Origin of the sequence: Amycolatopsis sp. NPDC051071 (assembly GCF_040682875.1) — a bacterium.
Lineage (GTDB): Bacteria > Actinomycetota > Actinomycetes > Mycobacteriales > Pseudonocardiaceae > Amycolatopsis.
Genome location: NZ_JBFBBY010000052.1, coordinates 24,712 through 47,250 on the forward strand (window position 1 = coordinate 24,712; position 22,539 = coordinate 47,250).

Sequence of the window (22,539 nt, forward strand, 5' to 3'; positions counted from 1 at the left end):
CCAGGAAGAACCATGCGTTTGCTGACCCCCGCCGCCCTTCTCGCGACGGCGGCGCTGCTGCTGTCCGCCTGCGGTACCTCCGAGACCCCCGCGTCCGCGCCGAGTGAATCGGCAGGCGGCCCGGTCACGGTGACCGACGCGCGCGGCAAGGCCGTCACCCTCAAGGCCCCGGCCAAACGCGTCGTCGCGCTGGAGTGGGGCGAAGCCGAGATGGTCGCTTCGCTCGGTGTCATGCCGGTCGGCGCCGCGGACGTCGCGGGCTACAACGTCTGGGACAAGGCCGCCCCGCTCACTTCGGAGGTCAAGGACGTCGGCAAACGCAACGAGCCCAGCGTCGACGCGATCGTCGGCCTGAACCCCGACGTCGTCATCATCGCCGAGGAGCGTGACTCGACACTGGTGCCGCAGATCGAGAAGTACGTCCCGGTCGTGGTCACCAAGGCCAGCGACGCGAGCCGGAACTTCGACCGCCTGCGTGAGGATTTCAAGCTGATCGCCAAGACGGTCGGCAAGGAGTCCGAAGCGGACAAGCAACTGTCCGAAATGGACGCCAAACTCGCCGAGGGCAAGAAGGCCGTCGAGGCCAAGGGCGCCGCGGGCACCCCGTTCCTGATGGCCGACGGCTATCTCGAAGGCAGCACCGTCAGCATCCGCCCGTTCGGCAAGGGCTCGCTGGTCTCCGACACCGCCGAGGCCGTCGGCCTGAAGAACGTGTGGACCGGCAAGGTCGACCCGCAGTGGGGTCTGGGCCAGACCGACGTCGAAGGCCTGACCGCGATCACCGACCCGAAGACCGTGTTGTTCTACAGTGCCGCCGAAGAGGACGTCTTCACCACCGGGCTCGCGCAGAACGCGGTCTACCAGCGGCTGCCGTTCGTGGTCTCGAAGAAGATCCACAAGCTGGAGGCCGGTACCTGGACCTTCGGCGGCCCGAAGTCGGTCGTCCTCACCGCCGACCAGGTCGTGAAGGCCGTCACCGCCTGATGCTGACACCGGTCCGAGGTACTTCTTCCCGCCGAGGGCTCATCGAAACAGCACGTGCGCCGCAAGCCGTCCGCACGGCCGTGGTGTCGGCGGGACTGGTCACGCTGATCGTCGTCCTCGCCGTCATCCACCTGACGCAGGGCACCTCGACGGCAGGCCCGCTGGACGTGGTCAAGGCGCTCTTCGGTCACGGGGACGTGCAAACCCTCGCGGTGCTGGAGGGTTCGCGCGTTCCCCGGTTGCTCGCCGCGTTGCTGCTCGGCGTCGCGCTCGGCGTCGCGGGCGCGGGAATGCAGTCCGTGGCGCGGAATCCGCTCGCCTCGCCCGACACGCTCGCGGTCAACGCGGGCGCGCATTTCGCCGTCGTCGCCCTCTCCGCGTTCGGGCTCTCGCTGCCGTTCGTCCCGGTCGGCGGGGCGGCGTTCGCCGGCGGGCTCGCCGCGGCCGTGCTCGTGCTGGGCCTGGCGGGTGGTGGCGCCGCGAGTCCCCGGCTGGTGCTGGTCGGCTCGGCGGTGCTGCTCGCCATCCAGTCGGTGACCATTCTGCTGCTGCTCATGTTCGAGCAGGAGACGTCCGGTTTGTTCGCCTGGGGCAGTGGCTCGCTGACCGTGTCCGATCTGCGTGCGACCGGGCAGATGACGCCGGTCGTGGTGGTCGCCGTCGCGGTGCTCATCGCGATGGGGCGCAAACTCGACGTCCTCGCCCTCGGCGACGACAACGCGACCGTACTCGGCCTGCGGGTGCGGGAAACGCGGATCGGCGCGATCCTGCTGACCGTCGCGCTGACCGCGGCGGCGGTGACCGTCGCCGGCCCGGTCGGCTTCGTCGGGCTGAGCGCGCCGGTGATCACGAAGCTCCTGCTGCCGATCGCCAAGCATAGGGTGCTGCTGCCGGTGTCCGGGCTGGTCGGGGTGGTGACGGTGCTCGGCGCCGACGTCGTCCTGCGGGCGATCATGGGTTCGGCCGCCGCGGTGCGGGTGCCGACCGGGGTGGTCACCACGATCATCGGCGCCGTCGTGATGGTGTGGCTGGCGCGACGCGGACGGGGCAGCGGCTCACGCCGTCCTGCCCCGGCCGGGCGGATCGGTCTCGCCGGATCGAAGCGGCGGCTCGTGGCGATCTCGGCGACGCTGGCGGTGCTGCTCGTCGCCGTCCCGGTCGTGGGCATGCTGCTCGGCGACCGCATGGTGCTGCTCGGTGATCTCGCGAACTGGGTCACCGGGAACACCGGGACCGCGCTTACTTTCGTGCTGGACCAACGGCTTCCGCGGGTCCTCGCCGCGCTGCTCGCCGGTGCCGCACTCGCGGTGTCCGGCTGCGGCATCCAGTCCGTCAGCCGCAACCCGCTCGCCGAACCGGGTCTGCTCGGCATCACCTCGGGTGCCGGGCTCGGCGCGATCACGCTGATCACCGTCGTCCCGGCGGTCGGCGCCTGGCAGATCGCGGGCGCCGCCGGTGTCGGCGCGGCGGTCGTGTTCGCGCTGGTCTACGGGCTGGCCTGGCGGTCCGGGCTGGATTCGGACCGGCTGGTGATCATCGGCATCGCCGTCTGGTCGGCCGGGATGGCGCTCATCACGCTGCTGATCGTCGTCTCCGACCCGTGGAACTCGGCCAAGGCGCTGACCTGGCTCTCGGGTTCGACCTACGGCCGCACCCTGGAGCAGGTCGCGCCGGTGGCGCTGGCGCTGGTCGCGCTGACGCCGTTGTTGTGGGTCAAGCACCGCGAACTCGACCTGCACGCCCTCGACGAGGACACACCGCGCGTACTCGGGATGCGCATCGAACGCTCGCGGCTGGTGGTACTGGCGGCGTCCGGGATCCTGGCGGCCACCGCGGTCTCCGCGATCGGCGTGGTCGCGTTCGTCGGACTGGTCGCACCGCATCTGGCGCGATCGCTGGTCGGCGGGCGGCACGGCCGGGTGATCCCGGTGGCGGCGGCACTCGGGGCACTCCTGGTGAGCCTCGCCGACACCCTCGGCCGGACGGTCATCGCGCCGGCCCAGATCCCGGCAGGCCTGGTCATCGCGCTGGTCGGGACGCCCTACTTCGTACTGGTCCTCTGGCGGACCCGGCCCTGAACCCGGAACACGCGTGCCTGAACAGCGATCATGCGTGCCTGAACAGCGATCATGCGTGCTTGAAGCCGGAACACGCTGTTACGCCTTCAAGCACGCGAGTTACGCCTTCAAGCACGCGAGTTACGGCTTCAAGCACGCGTGTTCGGGGTTACAGGGTCTTTTCGAGGCGGCTCGCGAGGAGTTTGGTGAAGCGGGCCGGGTCGCCCAGTTCGCCGCCCTCGGCCAAGAGCGCCATGCCGTAGAGCAGTTCCGCGGTCTCCGCGAGACCTTCGGACTCGCCGTGCTCGGCGAACGAGGACCGCAGCCCGGCGACCAGCGGGTGACCGGGGTTGAGTTCCAGGATCCGCTTGATCTGCGGCATTTCCTGGCCCATCGCGCGGTACATCTTCTCCAGCGTCGGGGTGACGTCGTTCGTGTCACCGACGATGCAGGCGGGCGACGTCGTCAGCCGTGACGAGAGCCGGACCTCCTTGACCTGCTCGGCGAGCGAGGTCGAGAGCCAGGTCAGCAGGCCGGAGAACTCCTCCTTCTGCTCGTCGGTGGTGTCGGAGTCGAGTTCGACCTCACCCTTGGCGACGGACTGGAACTGCTTCTCCTCGAAGCCAGGGACCGAGTCGACCCACATCTCGTCGATCGGGTCGGTGAGCACCAGCACCTCGTAACCCTTGGCCTGGAAGGCTTCCAGATGCGGGGAGTTCTCGATACTCTGCCGCGACTCGCCGGTCAGGTAGTAAATGTGCTCCTGGCCGTCCTTCATACGCTCGACGTACTCACTCAGCGACGTCAGCTTCTCCGGGTCATTGGTCGACGCGAACGAGCAGATGTCGAGGATCGCGGTGCGGTTCTCGAAGTCGTCCAGCAGGCCTTCCTTGACCGCGCGGCCGAACTCCTTCCAGAACGTCTCGTACTTGTCGGTGTTCTCGGCCGCCATCAACGTCTTGACCGTCGAGAGGACCTTCTTGACCAGTCGACGGCGGATCAGCTGGATCTGCCGGTCCTGCTGCAGGATCTCGCGCGAGACGTTGAGCGAAAGGTCCTGCGCGTCGACGACGCCCTTCACGAAGCGCAGGTACTCCGGCATCAGCGCTTCGCAGTCGTCCATGATGAAGACGCGCTTCACGTACAGCTGGACGCCGCGTTTGCGCTCCCGCATGAACAGGTCGAGCGGCGCGTGTCCCGGCAGGAACAGCAGCGCCTGGTACTCGAAGGTGCCTTCGGCCTGGAGCCGGATGGTCTCCAGCGGGTCGTTCCAGTCATGCGCGACGTGCTTGTAGAACTCGTTGTACTCGTCTTCGGTGACGTCGCTGGAAGACCGGGCCCACAGTGCCTTCATCGAGTTGACCGTGGCGACCTCTTCGCCTTCGGTCATCCGGATCGGCCAGGTGATGAAGTCCGAGTACTTCTTGACGATCTGCTTGATCTTGGCGGCCGAGGTGTAGTCGAAGAGCTGGTCTTCGGTGTCCTCGGGCTTGAGGTGCAGGATGACCGACGTGCCCTGGGGCAGGTCCGGGACCGTCTCGATGGTGTACGTGCCTTCGCCCTCGGACTCCCACCGGACGCCTTCGTCCGAGCCCGCGTGGCGGGTCAGCAGCGTGACCTTGTCCGCCACCATGAAGCTGGCGTAGAAGCCGATCCCGAATTGGCCGATCAGATCCTGCGAGGCGGCGGAATCCTTGGTTTCCTTGAGCTTCGCCAGGAATTCCGCGGTACCGGATTTCGCGATCGTGCCGATCAAGGCGACGACGTCGTCGCGGCTCATGCCGATTCCGTTGTCCCGGACGGTGAGCGTGCGGTTTTCGGGGTCGGTTTCGATCTCGATGTGGAGATCGGCGGTATCGGCCTGAAGATCCTTGTCACGGAATGCTTCGAGGCGAAGTTTGTCCAGCGCGTCGGAGGCGTTGGACACCAGTTCCCGCAGGAAGGTGTCCTTGTTCGAGTAGATCGAGTGGATCATCAGCTGAAGCAGCTGACGTGCCTCCGACTGGAACTCGAGTGTTTCGGCAGAGGTGGTCACGCGGCGATATTACCGAGCGCGGACGAAGCCGCCAGTACACCTCTCGGCACGTCAGCCGTGCCGGGAGAAGATCTCCCGGATCTCGGTCAGCGCGTTCTGCCGTTCGACGTCGTCTTCGTACCCTCCGTCGGAAGCGCGAGCTTGGACGATCGCCTCGGGGGTGAACTCCTCGCCGAACCGGTAGTCGCCGAGGCAGTAGGCGAATCCCGACTCGCTCAGCGGGTCCAGGCCTTCCCGGCGGCAGTGGTCGAGGAAGCCTTCGGCCTGCCGCCACCGCTCACCGTCGAACCAGAACACCCCACCGGCGTAGTGGATCGCCGCCCCCGTCTCCGGATCGACGAGGTTCAGGGACTCGTAGTTTTCGGGGCGATCCCGCACCAACCCGACGAGCTGTTCGGGGACGCCGCCATAGAGCGCCTCCTGCACCCGGTAGTCCTCCTCGGCGAACAGGTTCAGGTCCGACTCGTGGTCGAAGGTCAGCAACAGCGCGCGCTGGTCCGGCGTGAAATACCAGACGGCCGACTGCCCGCCACCGTCATTCCAGGCGAACCGCTCCGCACCGTCCACCGCGATGGGCGTGATCTCGGTGATGGCGTCGATCACCACGGCACGGCGTCGCACCTCGTCGAGAGGTGTCGCCGCGAGGGCGGCCCAGATCTTGTCGCTCACCGGCGCAGACTACCGATCCGCGCTCCGGCGTTGAACCGGTCCGGCCCGCCATCCGTGTAACCGGATGAAGGCCGTCACCCGGAAGGAACCTCAGTTGCCCGTTTTCACCCGCCCCGCCCTGGTGGGCCTGCCGGGCGACCGGACGGCCTTCCACGAGATCGCGACCAGTGCGATGACGACGCTCTCGGCCGTCCTCGTGCTGTTCGCCCTGCTCGCGCCGAACGACCTCGACAGGCTGACGCCCGAAGCGTTCGTGCGGCTGCCGGTGGAGGCGCTGCTCGGGGTGGCGGTCGTGCTCATACTGCGCGACGGCGCCCGCCGGATCGTCGCGGTGTCCGCCGGCGCGGTCCTCGGGCTCCTGACCATCGTCAAGGCCATCGACCTCGGTTTCGGGGTCGCGCTGAACCGGCGCTTCAACCCGGTGTTCGACTGGGGTGTGGTCGGCAACGGCGTCGACCTGCTCGGGACGTCGATCGGGCGAAGCGCGGCGATCGCGTCGTTCGTCGGGCTGGCGCTGCTGTCCGCGGTCGTCGTCGTGCTGATGGCGTTGTCCGTGCTGCGGCTGAGCCGGGTCGTGGCCGGGCACCGGACCGGCTCGACCCGCGTGGTCGCCGTGCTCAGCGTCATCTGGATCGCGTGTGCGGCGTCCGGCGTCCAGCTCGCTCCGGGGCAGCCACTCGCGTCGCGCAGCGCGGCCGCCTTCGCCTACGACGACCTCCGCCAGGTGCGGGCGGATCTGCGGGACCGCGAGGCTTTCGCCGACGAGGTCGCCGTCGACGCCTTTCGCGACACCCCGCCGTCCGGACTGCTGAACGCGTTGCGCGGCAAGGACGTCCTGTTCACCTTCGTCGAGAGCTACGGACGGGTGGCCGTCCAGGATTCCGACATCGCGCCCAAGGTCGACGCCGTCCTCGACGCCGGGACGGCACGGCTGAAGACCGCCGGCTACGGCTCACGCAGCGCGTTCCTGACGTCGCCGACGACGAGCGCGGGCAGCTGGCTCGCGCATTCGACGTTCCAATCCGGCGTCTGGGTCGACAGCCAGCACCGCTACGACGATTTCGTGAAAACCGACCGGTTCACCCTCGGCGGCGCGTTCAAACGCGCGGGCTGGGAGACCGTCGGCGTGGTGCCCGCGCACACCGAGGACTGGCCCGAGGGCAAGGTCTACGGCTACGACCGCTACTACGACTCGCGCGGTATCGGGTATCACGGCCCGGCGTTCTCCTACGCCACGATGCCCGACCAGTTCACGCTTTCGGCTTTCCAGCGCGCCGAACGCACGAAGCCGGGTCACCCGCCACTGATGGCTGAAATCGACCTCGTCACCAGTCACTGGCCGTGGACGCCGCTCCCCCGGGCGGTCGACTGGAACGCCGTCGGCGACGGATCGATCTACAACCCCATGCCCTCGCAAGGGAAGACGCCCGACGAGGTCTTCACCGACCCCGCCAAGGTGCGCGGCGCGTACGGCGACTCGATCGCGTACTCACTGAACTCGCTGATCTCGTACGTGGAGACCTACGGAGACGACAACCTCGTACTGGTGTTCCTCGGCGACCATCAGCCGAATCCGATCGTCGCCGGCGAGGGCGCCGACCGCGACGTCCCGATCACCGTCGTCACGCGGGACAAGGCCGTACTGGACAAGGTCGCGGGCTGGAACTGGCAGGACGGCCTGAACCCGGACCGGAACGCGCCGAGCTGGCCGATGAACACGTTCCGGGACCGGTTCCTGACCACTTTCGCGCACTGACCCCCGGCCGGTCGGGGGTCAGTGAGTGGCCAGTGGTGCTGGTGGGCCGGAGGGCGAACGTGTCGTGTTCGGAGGTGGGCCGCATCCGGTGACCGTGTGGTTTTTGGCGCGTCAGGTGATCCAGAATCCACACGGTCCCGCACGACAGTCCCTGTCACCTCCGGATCCGGAGGTGACAGGGACCACGCCACTTCGCGTAAACCTCTATAGAACACGAGCCTGTCAAACGTCACCGATGGCGTCGCGGTACCGGTCGGCCAACGTGCGCAAGTAGTCGACTAAACACGCCGGAGCCGTCACCTCGAACCGGTAGCCGAGGAGTCCTAAGTGGACGGCCAGCGTCTCGATGCTGTCGGCGCCGGTATGCAGTACGCAGGTGCTCTCGTCGACTGCTTCGACCGTGCCGACGGCCGGGTTGATCCGCCCGGTCACCTCCGCCGCGGACGCGTGCACGGTGACGTCGGCCCGGTAACGCCAAGCGGCGGACGAGACTCCGCGCCGGACCCGGTCGGTGACGTCTTCTGGCAGGTCACGCGGGGTGAAACGCGGACCGGCCGGGATGCGCGGGGTCAGCCTGTCGACGCGGAAAGTACGCCAGTCGCCGCGATCGAGGTCCCATGCGACCAGGTACCAGCGGCGGCCCCAGTTGACAAGGCGGTACGGCTCGACCTTTCGGACGCTCTCGGAGCCGTCGTGGGTCTGATAGCCGAAGCGTAGCTGTTCGTGATCGCGGCACGCGGCGGTGAGCGTGGTCAGCGTTCCGGCGTCGACGCGTGGGCCGGGCTCGTCCCTCGGGACCGGGATCGTGTACGTCTGCAAGGCGTTCACGCGGCGGCGTAACCGCGACGGCAGCACCTGCTCCAGTTTGGCGAGCGCGCGCAACGACGTCTCCTCGATACCCGCGATGGTGCCGCCGGCGGCGGTACGCAGTCCGATCGCGACGGCGACGGCCTCCTCGTCGTCCAGCAGCAACGGCGGCAGCTCGGCACCCGCGCCGAGTCGGTAGCCACCGACGGAACCGCGGGTCGCGTTCACCGGGTAGCCGAGCGCACGCAGCCGCTCGACGTCGTTGCGGATCGTCCGCGCACTCACTTCGAGCCGGTCCGCCAGTTCGGCGCCGGTCCAGTCGCGGGGTGTCTGCAGCAGGGAGAGCAGACGCAGCAGTCTTGCCGAGGTCTCCAACATCTTTCCGAGACTGCCCTCCCATTAGGAACGGAATGTTCCTAATGGCACTCTACCTTGGTCTTATGAGCGCAAACACCGAGATCAAGCCCTTCCGCGTGGACGTCCCCCAGGCCGAACTGGACGATCTGGCCGACCGCCTCGCCCGGGTCCGCTGGGCGAACGAACTGCCTGCCGACCAGGTGACCGATGGGGTGCGGCGCGGACCGGTCACGCCGGGCTGGGAGTACGGCGTGCCACTGGAGTACGTACAGCGGCTGGTCGCGTACTGGCGCGACGGTTACGACTGGCGCGCATGGGAGGCGAAGCTCAACGAGCACCCGCAGTTCACGACGGAGATCGACGGGCAGAACATTCACTTCCTGCACGTCCGCTCGCCGGAACCGGACGCGACGCCGCTCGTCCTGACCCACGGCTGGCCCAACTCGGTCTTCGAATACCTCGGCCTGATCGACCGGCTGACGGACCCGCGCTCACACGGCGCGAACCCGGCGGAGGCCTTCCACGTGGTGATCCCGTCACTGCCCGGGTTCGGGTTTTCCGGCCCCACGCGTGAAAAAGGCTGGAACCGCTACCGCACCGCGCGGGCGTGGGCCGAACTCATGCGGCGCCTCGGCTACGAACGCTATGGCACGCACGGGAACGACGCCGGTTCGTTCGTCGCCCCCGAAATCGGCCGCGTCGACCAGGAACACGTGATCGGCGTGCACGTCACGCAACTGTTCTCGTTCCCCAGCGGCGATCCGGCCGAGTTCGAGGGTATGACGGAACAGGAGCTGGAGTACGTGCGGTTCCTGCAACACTTCAACGACGACATGTCCGGCTACGCGAAACTGCAGGAAAGCGCGCCGCAGAACCTCGCACACGCGCTGGCCGATTCGCCGTCCGGGCAGCTGGCGTGGAGCGCGCAACTGCTGGCGGGGACGAGCGACGACCACGTGCTCACCAACGCGACCCTGTACTGGCTGACGAACACGGCGGCTTCGGCGGCACGGTTCTACTACGAGGACAAGCACGCCGAACACCCGGCCGAGCCGACGACCACGCCGACCGGCCTGGCGAGTTTCGCCTACGACTTCCGGCCGCTGCGGCGCTTCGCCGACCGCGACCACGCGAACATCGTCTCCTGGACGGAATTCGACCACGGCAGCCACTGGGCGACCCAGGACGCTCCGGAGTCGCTGGTGGGGGACTTGCGGCGGTTCTTCGCCGACCTCAAGTAAAGCTCGTGAGTGATTTGGGTCGTTCTAACGACGGGTGTTTCAGGTACCTACGGCGGGTGAGCCGGTTAGCGGCCGGTCCTTGAAGGACTCCTGGAGGGACCCAGAGTCCCTCAAAGTTCCCCTCACTCGTCCCGGAAGGCCATCATGAGCCCCCACAGCACCACCAGTCACCACGGCGGCGCGTGAAGGACCCCTTCCCCAAGTACAGGAAGGACCCCTTCCTTGCGCCTAGGTACAGGAAGGGGGCCTTCCTGTACCTAGGCAAGGAGACAGTAGGTACCCAAGACACTCTTGGCCCTGACGACCTAAATCACTCACGAGGCCCACGGCGCCGTCCAGCAGAGCCAGGTGCTCCTCCCCCAGCTCCAGCTCGAAGGCCGGCCGGATCGCTTCGTAGTGCTCCCAGGTCCGCGGGCCGATCAGCGGCAGCACCCGCGGCGACGTCTGCCGCAGCAGCCAGGCCAGCGCCACCTGGTTCCCGGACGTACCCATCTCCCGCGCGACCTTCTCGACGGCGACCATCCGCGCCTCGTTTTCCGGACCGGCGTAGGTCTGCCAGACCGGATGCGCGAGGCGGCGCGCGGAGTCGTCGTAGATGCCGCGCAGGATCGACGAGTACGCGGCGAGGCCCGCGCTCGGCCTGTCCGGCATCGCCGCCGGGCTGCACCTCGTGCTGGACCTGCGTGACGACGCGGGAGCGGCCGACGTGGTGCGGCGGGCGGCGGCCAAAGGACTGCGCGTGGCCGATCTCGACGACTACCGCGCCACCCCCAGCACACCCGGGCTCGTCCTCGGCTACGGCAACCTCGCCGACGGTTCCGTCGGCACCGCCGCCCGCCTGCTCCGTGAGGCCATCGGAGAAGCGGCCTCACGGACGTGATCGTGACAGGCGGCGGTTTCAACCCGGCAACACCGCGCAGTAATCTGGCGAACGGGGAGGTGAGCGCGTATTTCCGGCTTCGGTTTCGGCGTACTCGGCCCGCTTGAGGTGACCCTCGACGGGAAGCCGGTGACGATCGGCGGCCCCAAACTGCGGGTCCTGCTGGCCGCCCTGCTGGTGCGGGCCAACACGACGGTCTCGCTCGACCGGCTCGCCGATCACCTGTGGGGCGAGGACCAGCCGTCCACCGCCCGCAAGAGCACGCAGGTGTACGCGCTGCGCCTGCGCCGGACGCTGGGTGACGGGCTGATCGAGACCAGGCCGGACGGCTACCTGATCCGGCTGCGGCCCGATCAGCTCGACTTGCTGCGGTTCCGGCAGTTGGCCGAACGGGCAAGAGAAGCGGGCAAAGCGGGTGATTCCGCCACGGAACTCGCCTTTCTGGCCGAGGCGCTGGAGTGCTGGCGTGGCCTGCCGCTGTGCGACGTCCCGTCGGAATCCCTGCAGCGCGACGAGGCCGCGCGCCTCACCGAGGACAGGCTGCGCACGCTGGAGCACTGGATCGAAGCCGGTCTCGAAGCGGGCAGGCACCGGGAGCTGGTCGCCGAACTGGTCACGCTCACCAAGGAACACCCGTGGCAGGAGACGTTCTGGGCGCAGCTCATCACGGCACTCGCCCGGTCCGGCCGCCGCGCCGACGCACTGGACACCTACCGCTCCACGCGCCGGATGTTCGCCGACGAACTGGGCATCGAACCCGGCCCCCGGCTCCGGCGGGTCCACGACGCGATCCTCAACGAGGACACCGATCCCCTGCCGGAGACGATCTGCCAGCTGCCGCCGGACGTCCACCGGTTCGTCGGCCGCGTAAGCACGATCGCCGAACTCACCGGGCTGTCGCTCACCGAGACCGGGCGGAACGTGGTGATCTCCGGGCCGCCCGGGGTCGGGAAGACGGCGTTCGCGGTGCATGTCGCGCACCGGTTCCGGTCGTATTTCCCGGACGGGCAGCTGTATGTGAACCTCCAGGGGTACGCCGCGGGCCCACCGCTGGATCCGTCGGCCGCGCTGACCCGTTTCCTCGACGCCCTGGGCCTGCACCGGGACCGTGTCCCGGCCGAGCCCGCCGAGCAGGCGGCGTTGTTCCGCAGTGTGCTGGCGGACAAGAAGATGTTGCTGCTGCTGGACAACGCGGTGCACGTCGACCAGGTCCGGCCACTGCTGCCGGGCCGTCCCGGTTGCGCGGTGCTGATCACCAGCCGCAACGACCTGCGCGGGCTCGCCGTCAACCCGGGCGCGGTGCACCTGCCGCTCGGCGTGCTCACCGAGGCGGAGTCCCGCGCGGTACTCACCGAACTGCTCGGGCCCGCGCGCACGGCCGCCGAACCCGATGCGGTCGGCGAACTCGCCGCGGCCTGCGCGTATCTGCCGCTGGCACTGCGGATCGCCGGGGCGAACCTCGCCGCCGACGCCGGCCGCAGCGTCGCCGAGTACACCGCCGAGCTGACCCGCTCCGGGCGGCTGGAGGAACTGGCCATCGACGGCGACGCGTCGTCGGCGGTGCGGGGCGCCTTCGACCGGTCCTACGTCCGGCTGTCCGAACAGGACCGGACGTTGTTCCGGATGCTCGGCAGGGCACCGGGTCCGGACTTCGGTGTCCCGGTGGCGGCCGCGGTCGCGGGCCTGCCGAAGATGGAGACCCGCCGCGCGCTCGACCGGCTCGCCGCGGCGAATCTGTTGCAGCGGCACGCTCCCGGCCGTTACCAGTTCCACGACCTCATCCGCGAGTACGCCGCCGAACGCGGTTGCGCCGAGGACCCGCCGGACGAGGCGACGGCGGCGCTGTCACGGATGATCGATCTGTACGTGGAGACCGCCGCCATGGCGACCCGGGTGCTCTACACCGGCGCCGCCTCGCCGGTCTTCGACGAGCACACGGCCCTTCGCTGGCTGGACACCGAGCGGTACAACCTGGTCGACACGATCGCCTGCGCCACCACGGACCCCGTGTACCAGCCCGCCGCGTGGCGGCTGATCGACGTGCTGCGTGGCTACCTCCAGGCGAGCGGGCACGCCCGCGAGGCCGTCGCGACGTGCGCGGCCGCGCTACGTTCGGCGACCGAGGCAGGCGACCTGCGGGCACGGCTCTCCCTGCTCGACGTCCTCGGTCAGATGTCCCACAACCTCAGCGACTACGGCCTCGCCGTCGACCATTTCCAGCAGGCGCTCGAAGCCGCGCGGGAACTCAAGGACCTCGACGCGGAGACCGACGCGCTGCGGAACCTCGGCCGCGCCTCCAGCCAGCAAGGCAAAGCCAGGCAGGCACTGCACTTCCACGGTCAGGCGCTGTCGGTCAGCCGGGCCGCGGGCAACACCGGCGCGGAAACACTGGCGCTGAACTGCATTGGCGTCATCCACACCTTCACCGGCAGGCCGAGGACCGCGGTCGACTGGCATGAGCGATCCCTGCGGCTGGCCAGGGAAACCGGGCAGCGGGACGCGGCGTTCCACGCGCTCAACGGCCGCGGGATCGCGTTGTGGGCGCTGGGCAGGCTCGACGAGTCCATCTCCGACCACGAACAGGTGCTCGCGTACACCCGCGAAGCCGGGCTCGGGTTCGGGGAGACCGCGACCCTGAACTGCCTGGCCGAGACCCATTGCGACGCGGAACGCTTCGATCTCGCGATGGCGCAAGCGGTCGAGTGTCACGAACGGTCACTGCAGATCGGTGACCGGCGCGGCGAGGCGGCGGCCGTCGAGATCATCGCGACCGTGCGGAACCGGAGGGGAGAACACGCCGAAGCACTCACAGGACTGCACGAGGCGCTGCGCGTGTTCACCGAAATCGGCTTCGGTTACGGGCAGGGCTCGGCCCGGCTCGGCCTCGCCGTCGCGCACCGGTGTCTCGGGGACGCCGCGAAAGCGTTGGAGTACAGCGAAAAAGCACTGACCACACTGCGCGACAACGGCCAGTTACTCCTCGAAGCGGACGTCCTCACCGAAATCGCCCACGCCCGGCTCGACCTCGGCGAGCCGGAAGAAGCCGGGCGCCTGGCCGACGAGGCGGTGCGGCTGGCCGCGAAACGCGGACGGCGGCTGCCGGAGGAACGGGCGCGGGCGGTGCTGAAGCTCATCCGCGGGAGTCACTCCGCCATACGGTGAAGCAGGAAGATCCCGTACTGACCGACGAACGGATGACGGCCGCGGAAGCCGGTTAACCCACCAGCCTCCTGGCGTGGTCGAGCAAATCCGCCGCCGAGGCACCGGCCGCGTACCGCGCCGCGTTCAGGGTGTGGATCGCGGCACCCAGCGGATCCGGGTTGGTCGCTTGGTGGATCGCCTGCCACAACCAGGCGTGCTCCCGGTGCGCGTGCAGTTGCGACTTCCTGATCAGGGTCTCCGCCTCCGGGCTCAGCCGCCGATGCGCCAGCGTGTCCGCGATGACGGGGTCTCCCGCGACACCGGAGGCTTCGGCCGCGGCCGAAGCGGCGTGCCAGGCCAGATCACGCAGTGCCTCGTCCGGGAGGAAGGCCAGTTTGCCGGTGTCGTCACCCAAAGGACTGTTGCCGGTATACGTTCGCGAGCCGTCGTCGTTGCGCTTTTCGGGATACAACTCCGGCAGCTGCGGCAGGATCCGGTACGCCACATCCGCCGCGGTCATCCGTTCGATGTCTTCGGGCAGCATCCGGTACCCGGTGTACCGCTCGATGGCGACGAGGGCCTTCTCGTCCCGATCGCGATAACTGTGGAAATCGAGGCCTGCCAAGGCTTCGAGCACCCGCGGATCCTCGATGTCCTCCGGATACCCGAGTTCGAACCCGGCGTGAACGGTCCCTTCGTCCGCGAAGGACAACCGGGTCACCCCGTTGATGTTCCAGAAGAAGCTCGCCGTCCGGCCCGCCCGCGACAGCGGCTCCAGCACCGGCCGGTGCGAAGCCTGGTAACCGTTGAACTCCACGGCCAGCACCCCGCCCTCGACGCGGAGTACGACCACCCACGGGTCGAGATCGAAGTCCTGCGACAGTTCCAGCGCGGACACCGGCTCGGCCGGGTCGGCACCGAAGCCGCGAAGCACCTCCTCGGCGGAGGCACCCGCGACCACCGTGACCGTCGCGGCTTCACCCAGCGCGCTCTCGCGGATCCACCGGTAGACGGCCTCCGGCGGGGCCTCGATCTCGGGCACGGGCTCGCCACGCAGGACATGACCGAGCCGGTCACCGCGTTTGTGCACGATGTCCGGCCCCGGCGGTGCCTCCCAGAGCACGAGTTCGTACCGCTCCCGCTCCTCGCCGTCCCGGCCGATCGCGTGCACCCGAACCCGGAGATCTCCGGGCCACGGCGGGGTTTTCGGCTGGTGGGCGGCGCTGGCACCCAAGGTGGCGTCGCCTTGTTCGGCCCGCCAGGAGACCTCGACGACCTCGTCCCACCAGTCGAGGTCCACGTCCTCCGGCGCTTCTTGGAGGATCCGCGTCGCGACGTTCACGTGGCCATCGCCGAGCCCGGTCCGGACGGCGACACCACCGGGGACCACGACGACGAGGCCGTTTCCACTGAAGTCCGCTTCGCCCTCGACCGGACGCTCGGCCAGCGTGAACCGATGCCCGCGCACGTCGGCCGAACCCGACGAAGACGACGGCAGCAGGTACTCGGCCCGGCGCTTCTGAAGCAACGCGGCCGCATACGCGGGCGGCATCGGACTTTCGCTCAACAGAGCCGAAACGGCGCCGAGCGCGACCCCGACGACGGCCGCGGGCCTGCCGGCGAGCAGCGGGGCGCCGACCCGTCGCAGGATCGGCGCAGCGACCGCGACGGCCAGCGCGAGATGCACCGCGCCGTGCTCGGCGGCGATTTCCTCGTCTCCGCCGAAGTCCGGCGCGGGCGTCAGCAACGGGATCACGTCCTCGTGTGCGGCGGCCTCGGCAACCAGGGCCACGATCAGCCCGGAGATCCCCGGGCGGAGCTGGTCGAGCAGCCGGACCGCGGTGACGGTCTCGGGATTCGGCCCGTCCGTCGTCATGAAGCCGAAGGACCGCGGTGTCGCATCCGGTCCCGGCACCGCCGCCGCGACCTCGTCGGGGAGGTCGGCCGCCAGTCCGTCCACCAGGAGTTCGAGCGCGCCGAGCAGCCGTTCGGAGATCGGATCGCCGAGAGAACGCAGTCCGCTCAACGCCTCCGACTCGCCAGGACCGCGCGTCGGCCGTCCCGCGCGCAGCCCGAAGACGTCCGGTTTCGCCTCCGGCACGGCCAGCCTGCCGAGCGCCGCCGCGGGACCACGCGGGATCCGGCCGAGCAGTTCCGGGAACACCCCGGCGACCAACGGTACGAGCGCCTCCGCCAACCCCGGCGGGACCTCGACGTGCTCTTCCACCCCAGTACCTCCACGCTTCGTCGTCGTCGCGTGGCACCGTAGCGATCCCCTCCGACAGGAATCGCGCGCCCGAACGCGGCGAAACCCCCGGTCTCCCGGGAGCTTCGCCGCATCGAACGCCTCTGAGGAGAACAGAGCGCGCTGAGCCATCGGATGGGTACATCGTCGGCTCCAGGGACTCGCCTGGGTGGTGGCCTTGCCCTGATGCCTTCGACGGTAAGGGTTTCCGTGCCGCACGAACAAGGGTTCACAAGCCCGTTCGGCGAAAGGAACGGCGGCCGGTCCCGCCGACGGGACAGGGCGTGTCTGACTTCGTCAGCCCGGCAGCACCGACTGGACGGCTTCCGGGGTCCGCGCGACGACTGTCGTGCCGTCGTCGGCGGTGATGATCGGTCGCTGGATCAGTTTCGGATGCGCGGCAAGGGCCTCGATCCACCGGTCACGGTCGGCGGGTGTCCGGCCCCAGGTCTTCAGCCCGAGTTCCTTCGCGACCGCCTCGGCGGTGCGCGTGATGTCCCACGGCTCCAGCCCGAGCCGCTTGAGGACCGCCTTCAGTTCCTTCGCCGTCGGCGGCTCCTCCAAATACTTCCGCACGGTGTACTCGGCTCCCGCGTCGTCCAGCATCGACACCGCCGAGCGGCATTTGGCGCACGCCGGGTTCACCCAGATCTCCATCACGGCCACCTCTGTTCGAAAAGTGCTCAACCGGTGAGCACTTTGCCTCCGCATGATGGTCACAGACGTTACGACGAAAGGAACCCCGCCGTGTGCGAGCCCACCTTCACCGCCGCTTCCCCCGCCGAGTGGCGTGCCTGGCTGACCGAGAACGCCGCTGACGAAAAGGAGGTCTGGCTGGTCATCCACCACAAGGACAGCGGGGTGCCGGGCATCCGCATCCACGAGGCGATGGAGCAGGCGCTGTGCTTCGGCTGGATCGACGGGCTGCACCGCAAGAACGACGCCGTCAGTTCGCGGCTCCGGTTCACCCCGCGTGGCCCCCGCAGTTCGTGGAGCCGCGTCAACCGCGAGCGGGCCGCTCGCCTGATCGCCGACGGCCTGATGACCGCACGCGGGCAGGCGATGATCGATCTGGCCAAGGACAAGGGCCGCTGGCAGGTCGTACCCGACGGCGCGGGTGTCCCCGAGGACCTGCGTGCCCGGTTCGACGTCGACCAGTCCGCTCGCGACAACTTCGAGAAATTCCCGCCGTCGTTGAAAAGGCTGATCCTGGAATGGATTCTGACGGCGAAGAAGCCGGAGACCCGGGAGCGCCGGATCACCAGGACGGTCGAACTCGCGGCCCGGAACGTCCGCGCCCATCACCCGGCGCGGTGACTCAGGTCGCCTCTCGCCGTGCGACGAGGAGTGCGATGTCGTCCTGCGCCGGTGTCCCGCCGACGAGCGCGGCCATCATCCGCGCGCAGACGACCCCTGGCTGGTCGGGGGTGACGACCTCGGTGAGCCGCCGCAACCCGACGTCGATCAGCTGACCCCGGCGCTCCACGAGACCGTCGGTGTAGAAGGCGACCACGGACGCCGGCGGCACCTCGACCACGGTTCTTCGGCGCTTCAGCCCGGCGACGCCGATGGGCGGGTCGACCGGGACGTCGACGAGTACCGCCGGCAAGCCGGGCACCGCGAGCACCGGCGGTAAGTGTCCCGCGAGGGAGATCTCGACGCTGTCCCGCGATGGCGACACGATCCCGTACACGACGGTGGCCAGCGCGCCCGGCTCGAAGTACCGCACCTTGTTGTCCAATTTGGACAGTACTTCCGCCGGGTCGTCCCATTCGAGTGCGTAGGCGCGAAGCACGCTACGCAGCCGTCCCATGATCACGGCGGCGTTGAGGCCGTGCCCGGCGACGTCACCCATCACGATGCCCAGCCGGTCCCCCGGCAACGGGAACAGGTCGTACCAGTCACCGCCGACCCCGGGTTCAGTACCCGGCACGTATCTGGCGGAGAACCGCATCCCGTCGACGTCGGGCAGCCGCCCGGGCAACAGGCTCCGCTGCAGCGCGGCCGCGGCGGCGCGATCGGTGGCGGCGACTTCGATCTGCACCTCCAGCGCGAGCCGTGCGGCCACCAGTTGCAGCAGTTCGACGTCGGCCTCCGGGAACTCCCGCGGTGTCACCGACCCGACGTGCAGCACGCCGACCAGTTCGTCGCCCGCCAGCATCGGCACGCCGAGCAGCGTCCGGAGGCCGCGCTCTTGCAGGAGTGAATTGACCACGGTGGTCTCGTCGACCTGGTCGAGGATCACCGGACGCCGTTCCGCGGCAACCCGGCCCGCGAACCCCGCGCCGACGGCGACCCGGACGTCCTGGAAGACCTCCTCCTCGATCCCGGAAGCGGCGATGGCCTGCAGCTGCCGCGCCGACGGGTCGTGGCGAAGCACCGTGGCCGTGTCGACGCCGAGCAAATCGCGCACCCGCGCCAGGATCGTCGCCATCACCTTCTCCTGGGCGAGGTACCCGAGGGCGGCGTCGGTGATGGCTTCGAGCACTTGGAGCCGGTCGTCGGCGGTCGGGGTCTCGGACATGCGCTGAGCCTAACCAGTGAAGTCCCGCGGCCCGGCCCAGGTCGTGGCCAATTCGTCGAGACCGGCGGCGAGTTCCGGGCTCGGCGGGATGGCGTCACGCGGAACCCGGCAGGCCAGCGCCGTCCCGAGACCTGCCATGCGGATGACGCCGTCGATCAGCGCCTCCGGTTCCTCCGGCCAGTCGAATCCCGGCTGCGCGATCAGCAGGCTGACGCAGCCGTGCATCGCCGACCACAGGCCCATCGCCAGGATTTCCGGTTCGCCACGCAGGATCCCGGCCCGTACGCAGGCGGCGGTGGCGTCGGCGAGGTAGCGGAAACAGGCGACCGCACCCGGCGACGAGCCGCCGGACGGACGCATCAGGAGTACGCGGTACTGCACCGGATGGTCCAAGGCGAACCGGGCGTAGACCCGCGCGCACCGGGAAAGCGCACGCATCGGGTCGTCGACCTCGCCCGCCCTGTCCCGCATCCGGTGCGCGAGTTCGTCCCACACCCGAAGGCAGACGGCCTCCAGCAACGCGTCGCGGTTCGGGAAATGCAAGTACACCGACGGAGTGGAAACGCCGGTCCGCTGGGCGACGGCACGCAGGGTCAGCGCCTCGTCGGTGCCCGTTTCGCCGAGCAGGGCTTCGGCGGCGCCCAGGATCTCCTCGCGCAGCTTCTCCCCTTCACCCGGCCGCGCCTTCGTCCGTTTCGCGCCCATGCCGTGATGCTGCCAGCATTCACTTGACACCGTCAACTTGACAGTGTCAGCTTGAGCTCATGGCGCACTTCCAGACCGCGACCGCCCTGATCCGCCGGGGCGACGGCACCGTATTCGACACCGAACTCGATCCACAGTGGACAATCGGGACGAAGCTGCACGGCGGCTATCTCCTCGCGGTGCTCGCCAAGGCCGCCGCGGCGGTCTCGTCGCATCCGCATCTGACCGCGATCAGTGGTTCCTTCTCGGTGGCGCCGGAGCCCGGCCCCGCGGTCGTCGAGGTCGAGGTCCTGCGTGAAGGCCGAGGTCTCAGCCAGTTGCGCGCCCGGCTGAGCCAGCACGGCGCGCCCTGCACGGAGGCCCTGATCACCCAGGGCACGCTGACGGACGGCGACGCGTGGTGGTCCGGAGTGGACCCGGTCGAGATCCCGCCGGAACAGGACTGCTTCCCCGTCCCCTCCGACGGCGGCAACGGGTTCCGCCTCGGCCTGATGGACGTCGTCGAGCAGCGGATCGACCCGGCCTCGGCGGGCTTCGCGATAGGACAGCCGTCCCGGAAAGGCGTCATCTCGTCCTGGCTGCGGCTCGCCGACGGCACCGACTGGGATCCGGTGAGCCTGCTCGTGGCGCTCGACCCGGTGCCACCGATCTCCTACGACCTCGGCATCGCGGGCTGGGCGCCGACCGTCCAGTTCACCGCGTACCTGCGGGGAATCCCGGCACCGGGCCCGGTCCGCGTGCGGATGCGAGCCGGCGAGATCGGCGGCGACCGGATGGACGAAGTGGCCGAATTGTGGGACGGGAAGAACCGGCTCATCGGACAAGCGACCCAGATCGCCGCCGTCCGCGTCCCTTGAGCGTTTCGGTCTGCCTGAAACAGGGCGCTGACCCGGCTTCGGGAGTTAAGATCCGGCGTCGACGTCATGTTCTGGGGGCAGGACCATGGAAGTGGAACCACGCCGCGCGGACGCGGGCGGCTCCGACTCCGGCGGGGCCGAGATCACCCGGCTCTGCCGGACGCTGGTGCCGCTGGCAGCGGCCGGTAAGCACGCCGAGGCGGCGTCGGCCTACCGGTGGGTGACCCGGGCCTCGACCGGTGCGCCGCGCCAGTACGGTGACCACGCCCTGCGGCTGGAGTTCTGCGCGCTCACCGGCAACGAGCACACCGGATTCGATCTTCTGTCGCTTTTGGACGGTGTCGGTGACCATCCCGGCACCGACGACAGGCTGGAGTTCTTCGCCGCGGCCGCCCTGCTCACCCGCAGGCTGACCGAAAGCGGATACGGCGAGACCCGATTCGTCCTCGACGGACCCTACGACGGCCTTTCCGTGTGCCTGCTGCACCGGCGGCTGCGGGCGGCGGCGTTCGTCGAGGCCGAGGAGCTCGACGAACGCGACCACACCACTTACTTCACCGATTACGCCGAACGGAAGATGGCGGCCAAACCGGTCGCGGAGTTCGTACCGCTCCTGCCTTCCGCGCTCCCCCGGGTCCCGATCCTGCCACCACCGGACCTTTCCGCGGAGGAACTCGTGGTCCGCGCCGAAATCCACAATCACCGGTGCGAGGCGGAAGAGGCACGGGCGTGCCTCGCCGCGATCGGCACCGTGCCGGAGGGGATCGCCCCGCGGCTGGCCGAATTGCGTGCGATCTTCTTCCAGGGCGGCGACACCGAAGAGCGGCTGCGCCGCGCGGCCGCCGGGTTCCGGCGCGAAGGCGACGAAACCCGGTTCCTGCTCAACCAATGCTGGCTCGGCCTGTGGCTGGTCTTCGATGATCAGGCCGAAACCGGGGTCGCGCTGACGACGGTCGCGGCGGCCCGGTTACGCGCCGGGACCGACGACCACGCGGCCGTCTGGGGCGAACATTGGCTGGCCCACGTGCTTTCCGGACAGGGACGCACTCCGGAGGCGTACGAAGCCTTGCGACGCGGGGCGGAACGCGCCCGCGAGGCTGGTGACCCACTGCTCCTCGGGACTCTCCTGTGCCTGGAGGCGTCGCTGAGGAACGGCGACGGCGAGGATCCCGTCGTCACACTGGAACTCGCGCAGGAGGCGACGGACGCCTTCATCATCGGCAACGTCGGCGAGAAGGCCGTCGAAGCCGTCGAGCAGGCGCGGATCGCCTACGAGCGCGCGGGTTCGCTCGACGAACTCGACGTGTTCGTGGAGCACCTGCTGGCGACCCTGCCCGTCGGCGGCCCGGAACGGTTGCGCGGGCATCTGCGGCAACTCCGGGCGGTTTCCCTGATCGGCACCGGCCGGTTCGCCGACGCCGTCGACGATGCCTATGCCTCACTGGGTATCGCGGCGTCGAGGGGCAAGGACACCGCGGAACACTGGTACGTCCTCGTCACCGCCCTGCACGGCGCCGCACGCTACGACGAGGTGCTCGATGTCGCGCCCCGCACCATCGACCTGCTCGCCGGGTTACCGGACTGGGCCTACCGGTGCCGGTGGATGTACGCCGACGCCTACCGCGCACTCGGCGAATCCTCGCGCGCCTTCAACGAATACTCCATCCTGGCCGAAATCCTCGAAGAGGCGGGCGACACCGGACATTCGTACATCTCGGTGAGCATGGCGGCCGCCGAACAGCTCGACCTGCTCGGCTATGGCGCGAACGCCGCCGACTTCTACGCACGCGCCGCCGACGCCGCGCTGGCGATCGGTGGCGGCTACGTCGCCGCCACCTGCCGTAACGCCGCGACGCTCTCCCGGCTGAGATCCGGCGACCTCGACGCGGCACTGACCGCACTCGACGCCGCGGAAACCGCCGTCCACGCCGTCGAAACCGAAACCGCGCCCGCCCGCGATCACCTCGTCGCCCAGCTCGACCACGTCGCCGCCCACGTGCTCAGCGCGGTCGGCCGGATCCGGGAAGCCGCCCGCCGCGCCCTCCGCGCGGCGGAAACCTTCCACCGGATCGGCGAAGCCGAGTCCGCCCGCGACGTCGACCTGCTGCTGGAACAGATCCTCCTGGGAGAACAGACCTGAGTCATAAGGTGGCGGCGTGGCGCGAGGGTCGTGAGTGATTTGGGTCGTTAGAACGACCCAAAAAAACAACCAACCCCCCCCCCCGCCCCCCCCCCCGGGTTGGGAGGGGGCGAGAGGTAAGTTTGTGGGTGGGGGGAAATA

General features: G+C 69.2%; 17 protein-coding genes. 9 read left to right on the forward strand and 8 right to left on the reverse strand.

The genetic code is table 11. The features are described from left to right. Positions 1-12 precede the first annotated feature (12 nt). Both AB0M65_RS18670 and AB0M65_RS18675 read left to right on the forward strand, forming a co-directional pair. Entirely contained in the window at positions 13-984 is a 972-nt protein-coding gene (locus AB0M65_RS18670) for an iron-siderophore ABC transporter substrate-binding protein (protein ID WP_364028783.1), read from the forward strand. Beyond that, complete coding sequence (locus AB0M65_RS18675; RefSeq protein WP_364028785.1) at positions 984-3,062, forward strand: iron ABC transporter permease; 2,079 nt, start codon at positions 984-986, stop codon at positions 3,060-3,062. Before AB0M65_RS18670 ends, AB0M65_RS18675 begins: the two co-directional genes overlap by 1 nt. 148 nt (positions 3,063-3,210) lie before the next feature. On the opposite strand, the gene htpG is transcribed toward AB0M65_RS18675, so the two are convergent. Next, the gene (gene htpG / locus AB0M65_RS18680) at positions 3,211-5,076 is read right to left on the reverse strand and encodes a molecular chaperone HtpG (protein WP_364028787.1); all 1,866 of its coding nucleotides are present in this window, start codon (positions 5,074-5,076) and stop codon (positions 3,211-3,213) included. Positions 5,077-5,127: 51 nt separating this feature from the next. Beyond that, positions 5,128-5,745 carry a hypothetical protein gene (locus tag AB0M65_RS18685; RefSeq protein ID WP_364028789.1) on the reverse strand — a complete coding sequence of 206 codons (618 nt, stop codon included), beginning with the start codon at positions 5,743-5,745 and terminating at the stop codon, positions 5,128-5,130. A gap of 94 nt (positions 5,746-5,839) precedes the next feature. Here AB0M65_RS18685 and AB0M65_RS18690 point away from each other — a divergent pair, with 94 nt between their 5' ends. Further along, entirely contained in the window at positions 5,840-7,501 is a 1,662-nt protein-coding gene (locus tag AB0M65_RS18690; RefSeq protein WP_364028791.1) for a sulfatase, read from the forward strand. Between the two features lie 222 nt (positions 7,502-7,723). Here the strand turns inward: AB0M65_RS18690 and AB0M65_RS18695 are convergent, their stop codons facing one another. After that, entirely contained in the window at positions 7,724-8,686 is a 963-nt protein-coding gene (locus tag AB0M65_RS18695) for a YafY family protein (RefSeq protein WP_364028793.1), read from the reverse strand. A gap of 62 nt (positions 8,687-8,748) precedes the next feature. On the opposite strand from AB0M65_RS18695, the gene AB0M65_RS18700 reads away from it, so the two are divergent. After that, positions 8,749-9,906 carry an epoxide hydrolase family protein gene (locus AB0M65_RS18700; RefSeq protein WP_364028795.1) on the forward strand — a complete coding sequence of 386 codons (1,158 nt, stop codon included), beginning with the start codon at positions 8,749-8,751 and terminating at the stop codon, positions 9,904-9,906. Between the two features lie 228 nt (positions 9,907-10,134). Here AB0M65_RS18700 and AB0M65_RS18705 read toward each other — a convergent pair whose 3' ends face one another. Continuing rightward, the gene (locus tag AB0M65_RS18705; RefSeq protein ID WP_364028797.1) at positions 10,135-10,557 is read right to left on the reverse strand and encodes an aldo/keto reductase; all 423 of its coding nucleotides are present in this window, start codon (positions 10,555-10,557) and stop codon (positions 10,135-10,137) included. Between AB0M65_RS18705 and AB0M65_RS18710 the strand changes: the two genes are divergently transcribed. Together AB0M65_RS18710 and AB0M65_RS18715 are read left to right on the forward strand one after the other, a co-directional pair. Continuing rightward, the gene (locus tag AB0M65_RS18710) at positions 10,502-10,786 is read left to right on the forward strand and encodes a hypothetical protein (protein ID WP_364028799.1); all 285 of its coding nucleotides are present in this window, start codon (positions 10,502-10,504) and stop codon (positions 10,784-10,786) included. The two genes, AB0M65_RS18705 and AB0M65_RS18710, sit on opposite strands and share 56 nt — an antisense overlap. Positions 10,787-10,894: 108 nt before the next feature. Beyond that, on the forward strand, positions 10,895-13,948 hold the full coding sequence (locus AB0M65_RS18715; protein WP_364028801.1) for a BTAD domain-containing putative transcriptional regulator: 3,054 nt from the start codon (positions 10,895-10,897) through the stop codon (positions 13,946-13,948). Positions 13,949-14,000: 52 nt separating this feature from the next. On the opposite strand, the gene AB0M65_RS18720 is transcribed toward AB0M65_RS18715, so the two are convergent. Together AB0M65_RS18720 and AB0M65_RS18725 are read right to left on the reverse strand one after the other, a co-directional pair. Continuing rightward, positions 14,001-16,154 carry a DUF6461 domain-containing protein gene (locus tag AB0M65_RS18720; protein WP_364028803.1) on the reverse strand — a complete coding sequence of 718 codons (2,154 nt, stop codon included), beginning with the start codon at positions 16,152-16,154 and terminating at the stop codon, positions 14,001-14,003. Positions 16,155-16,469: 315 nt separating this feature from the next. Then, on the reverse strand, positions 16,470-16,829 hold the full coding sequence (locus AB0M65_RS18725; RefSeq protein WP_364028805.1) for an arsenate reductase family protein: 360 nt from the start codon (positions 16,827-16,829) through the stop codon (positions 16,470-16,472). 90 nt (positions 16,830-16,919) lie between these two features. On the opposite strand from AB0M65_RS18725, the gene AB0M65_RS18730 reads away from it, so the two are divergent. Next, a complete protein-coding gene (locus AB0M65_RS18730) occupies positions 16,920-17,489 on the forward strand; it encodes a YdeI/OmpD-associated family protein (RefSeq protein ID WP_364028807.1) in 570 nt (189 codons plus the stop codon). A 1-nt stretch (position 17,490) separates the two neighbouring features. Here AB0M65_RS18730 and AB0M65_RS18735 read toward each other — a convergent pair whose 3' ends face one another. After that, on the reverse strand, positions 17,491-18,696 hold the full coding sequence (locus AB0M65_RS18735; protein WP_364028809.1) for a GAF domain-containing SpoIIE family protein phosphatase: 1,206 nt from the start codon (positions 18,694-18,696) through the stop codon (positions 17,491-17,493). Between the two features lie 9 nt (positions 18,697-18,705). After that, a complete protein-coding gene (locus AB0M65_RS18740; RefSeq protein ID WP_364028811.1) occupies positions 18,706-19,401 on the reverse strand; it encodes a TetR/AcrR family transcriptional regulator in 696 nt (231 codons plus the stop codon). Between the two features lie 59 nt (positions 19,402-19,460). Between AB0M65_RS18740 and AB0M65_RS18745 the strand changes: the two genes are divergently transcribed. After that, positions 19,461-20,258 carry a thioesterase family protein gene (locus tag AB0M65_RS18745; protein WP_364028813.1) on the forward strand — a complete coding sequence of 266 codons (798 nt, stop codon included), beginning with the start codon at positions 19,461-19,463 and terminating at the stop codon, positions 20,256-20,258. An 85-nt stretch (positions 20,259-20,343) separates the two neighbouring features. Next, complete coding sequence (locus AB0M65_RS18750) at positions 20,344-22,398, forward strand: hypothetical protein (RefSeq protein WP_364028815.1); 2,055 nt, start codon at positions 20,344-20,346, stop codon at positions 22,396-22,398. Positions 22,399-22,539 lie beyond the last annotated feature (141 nt).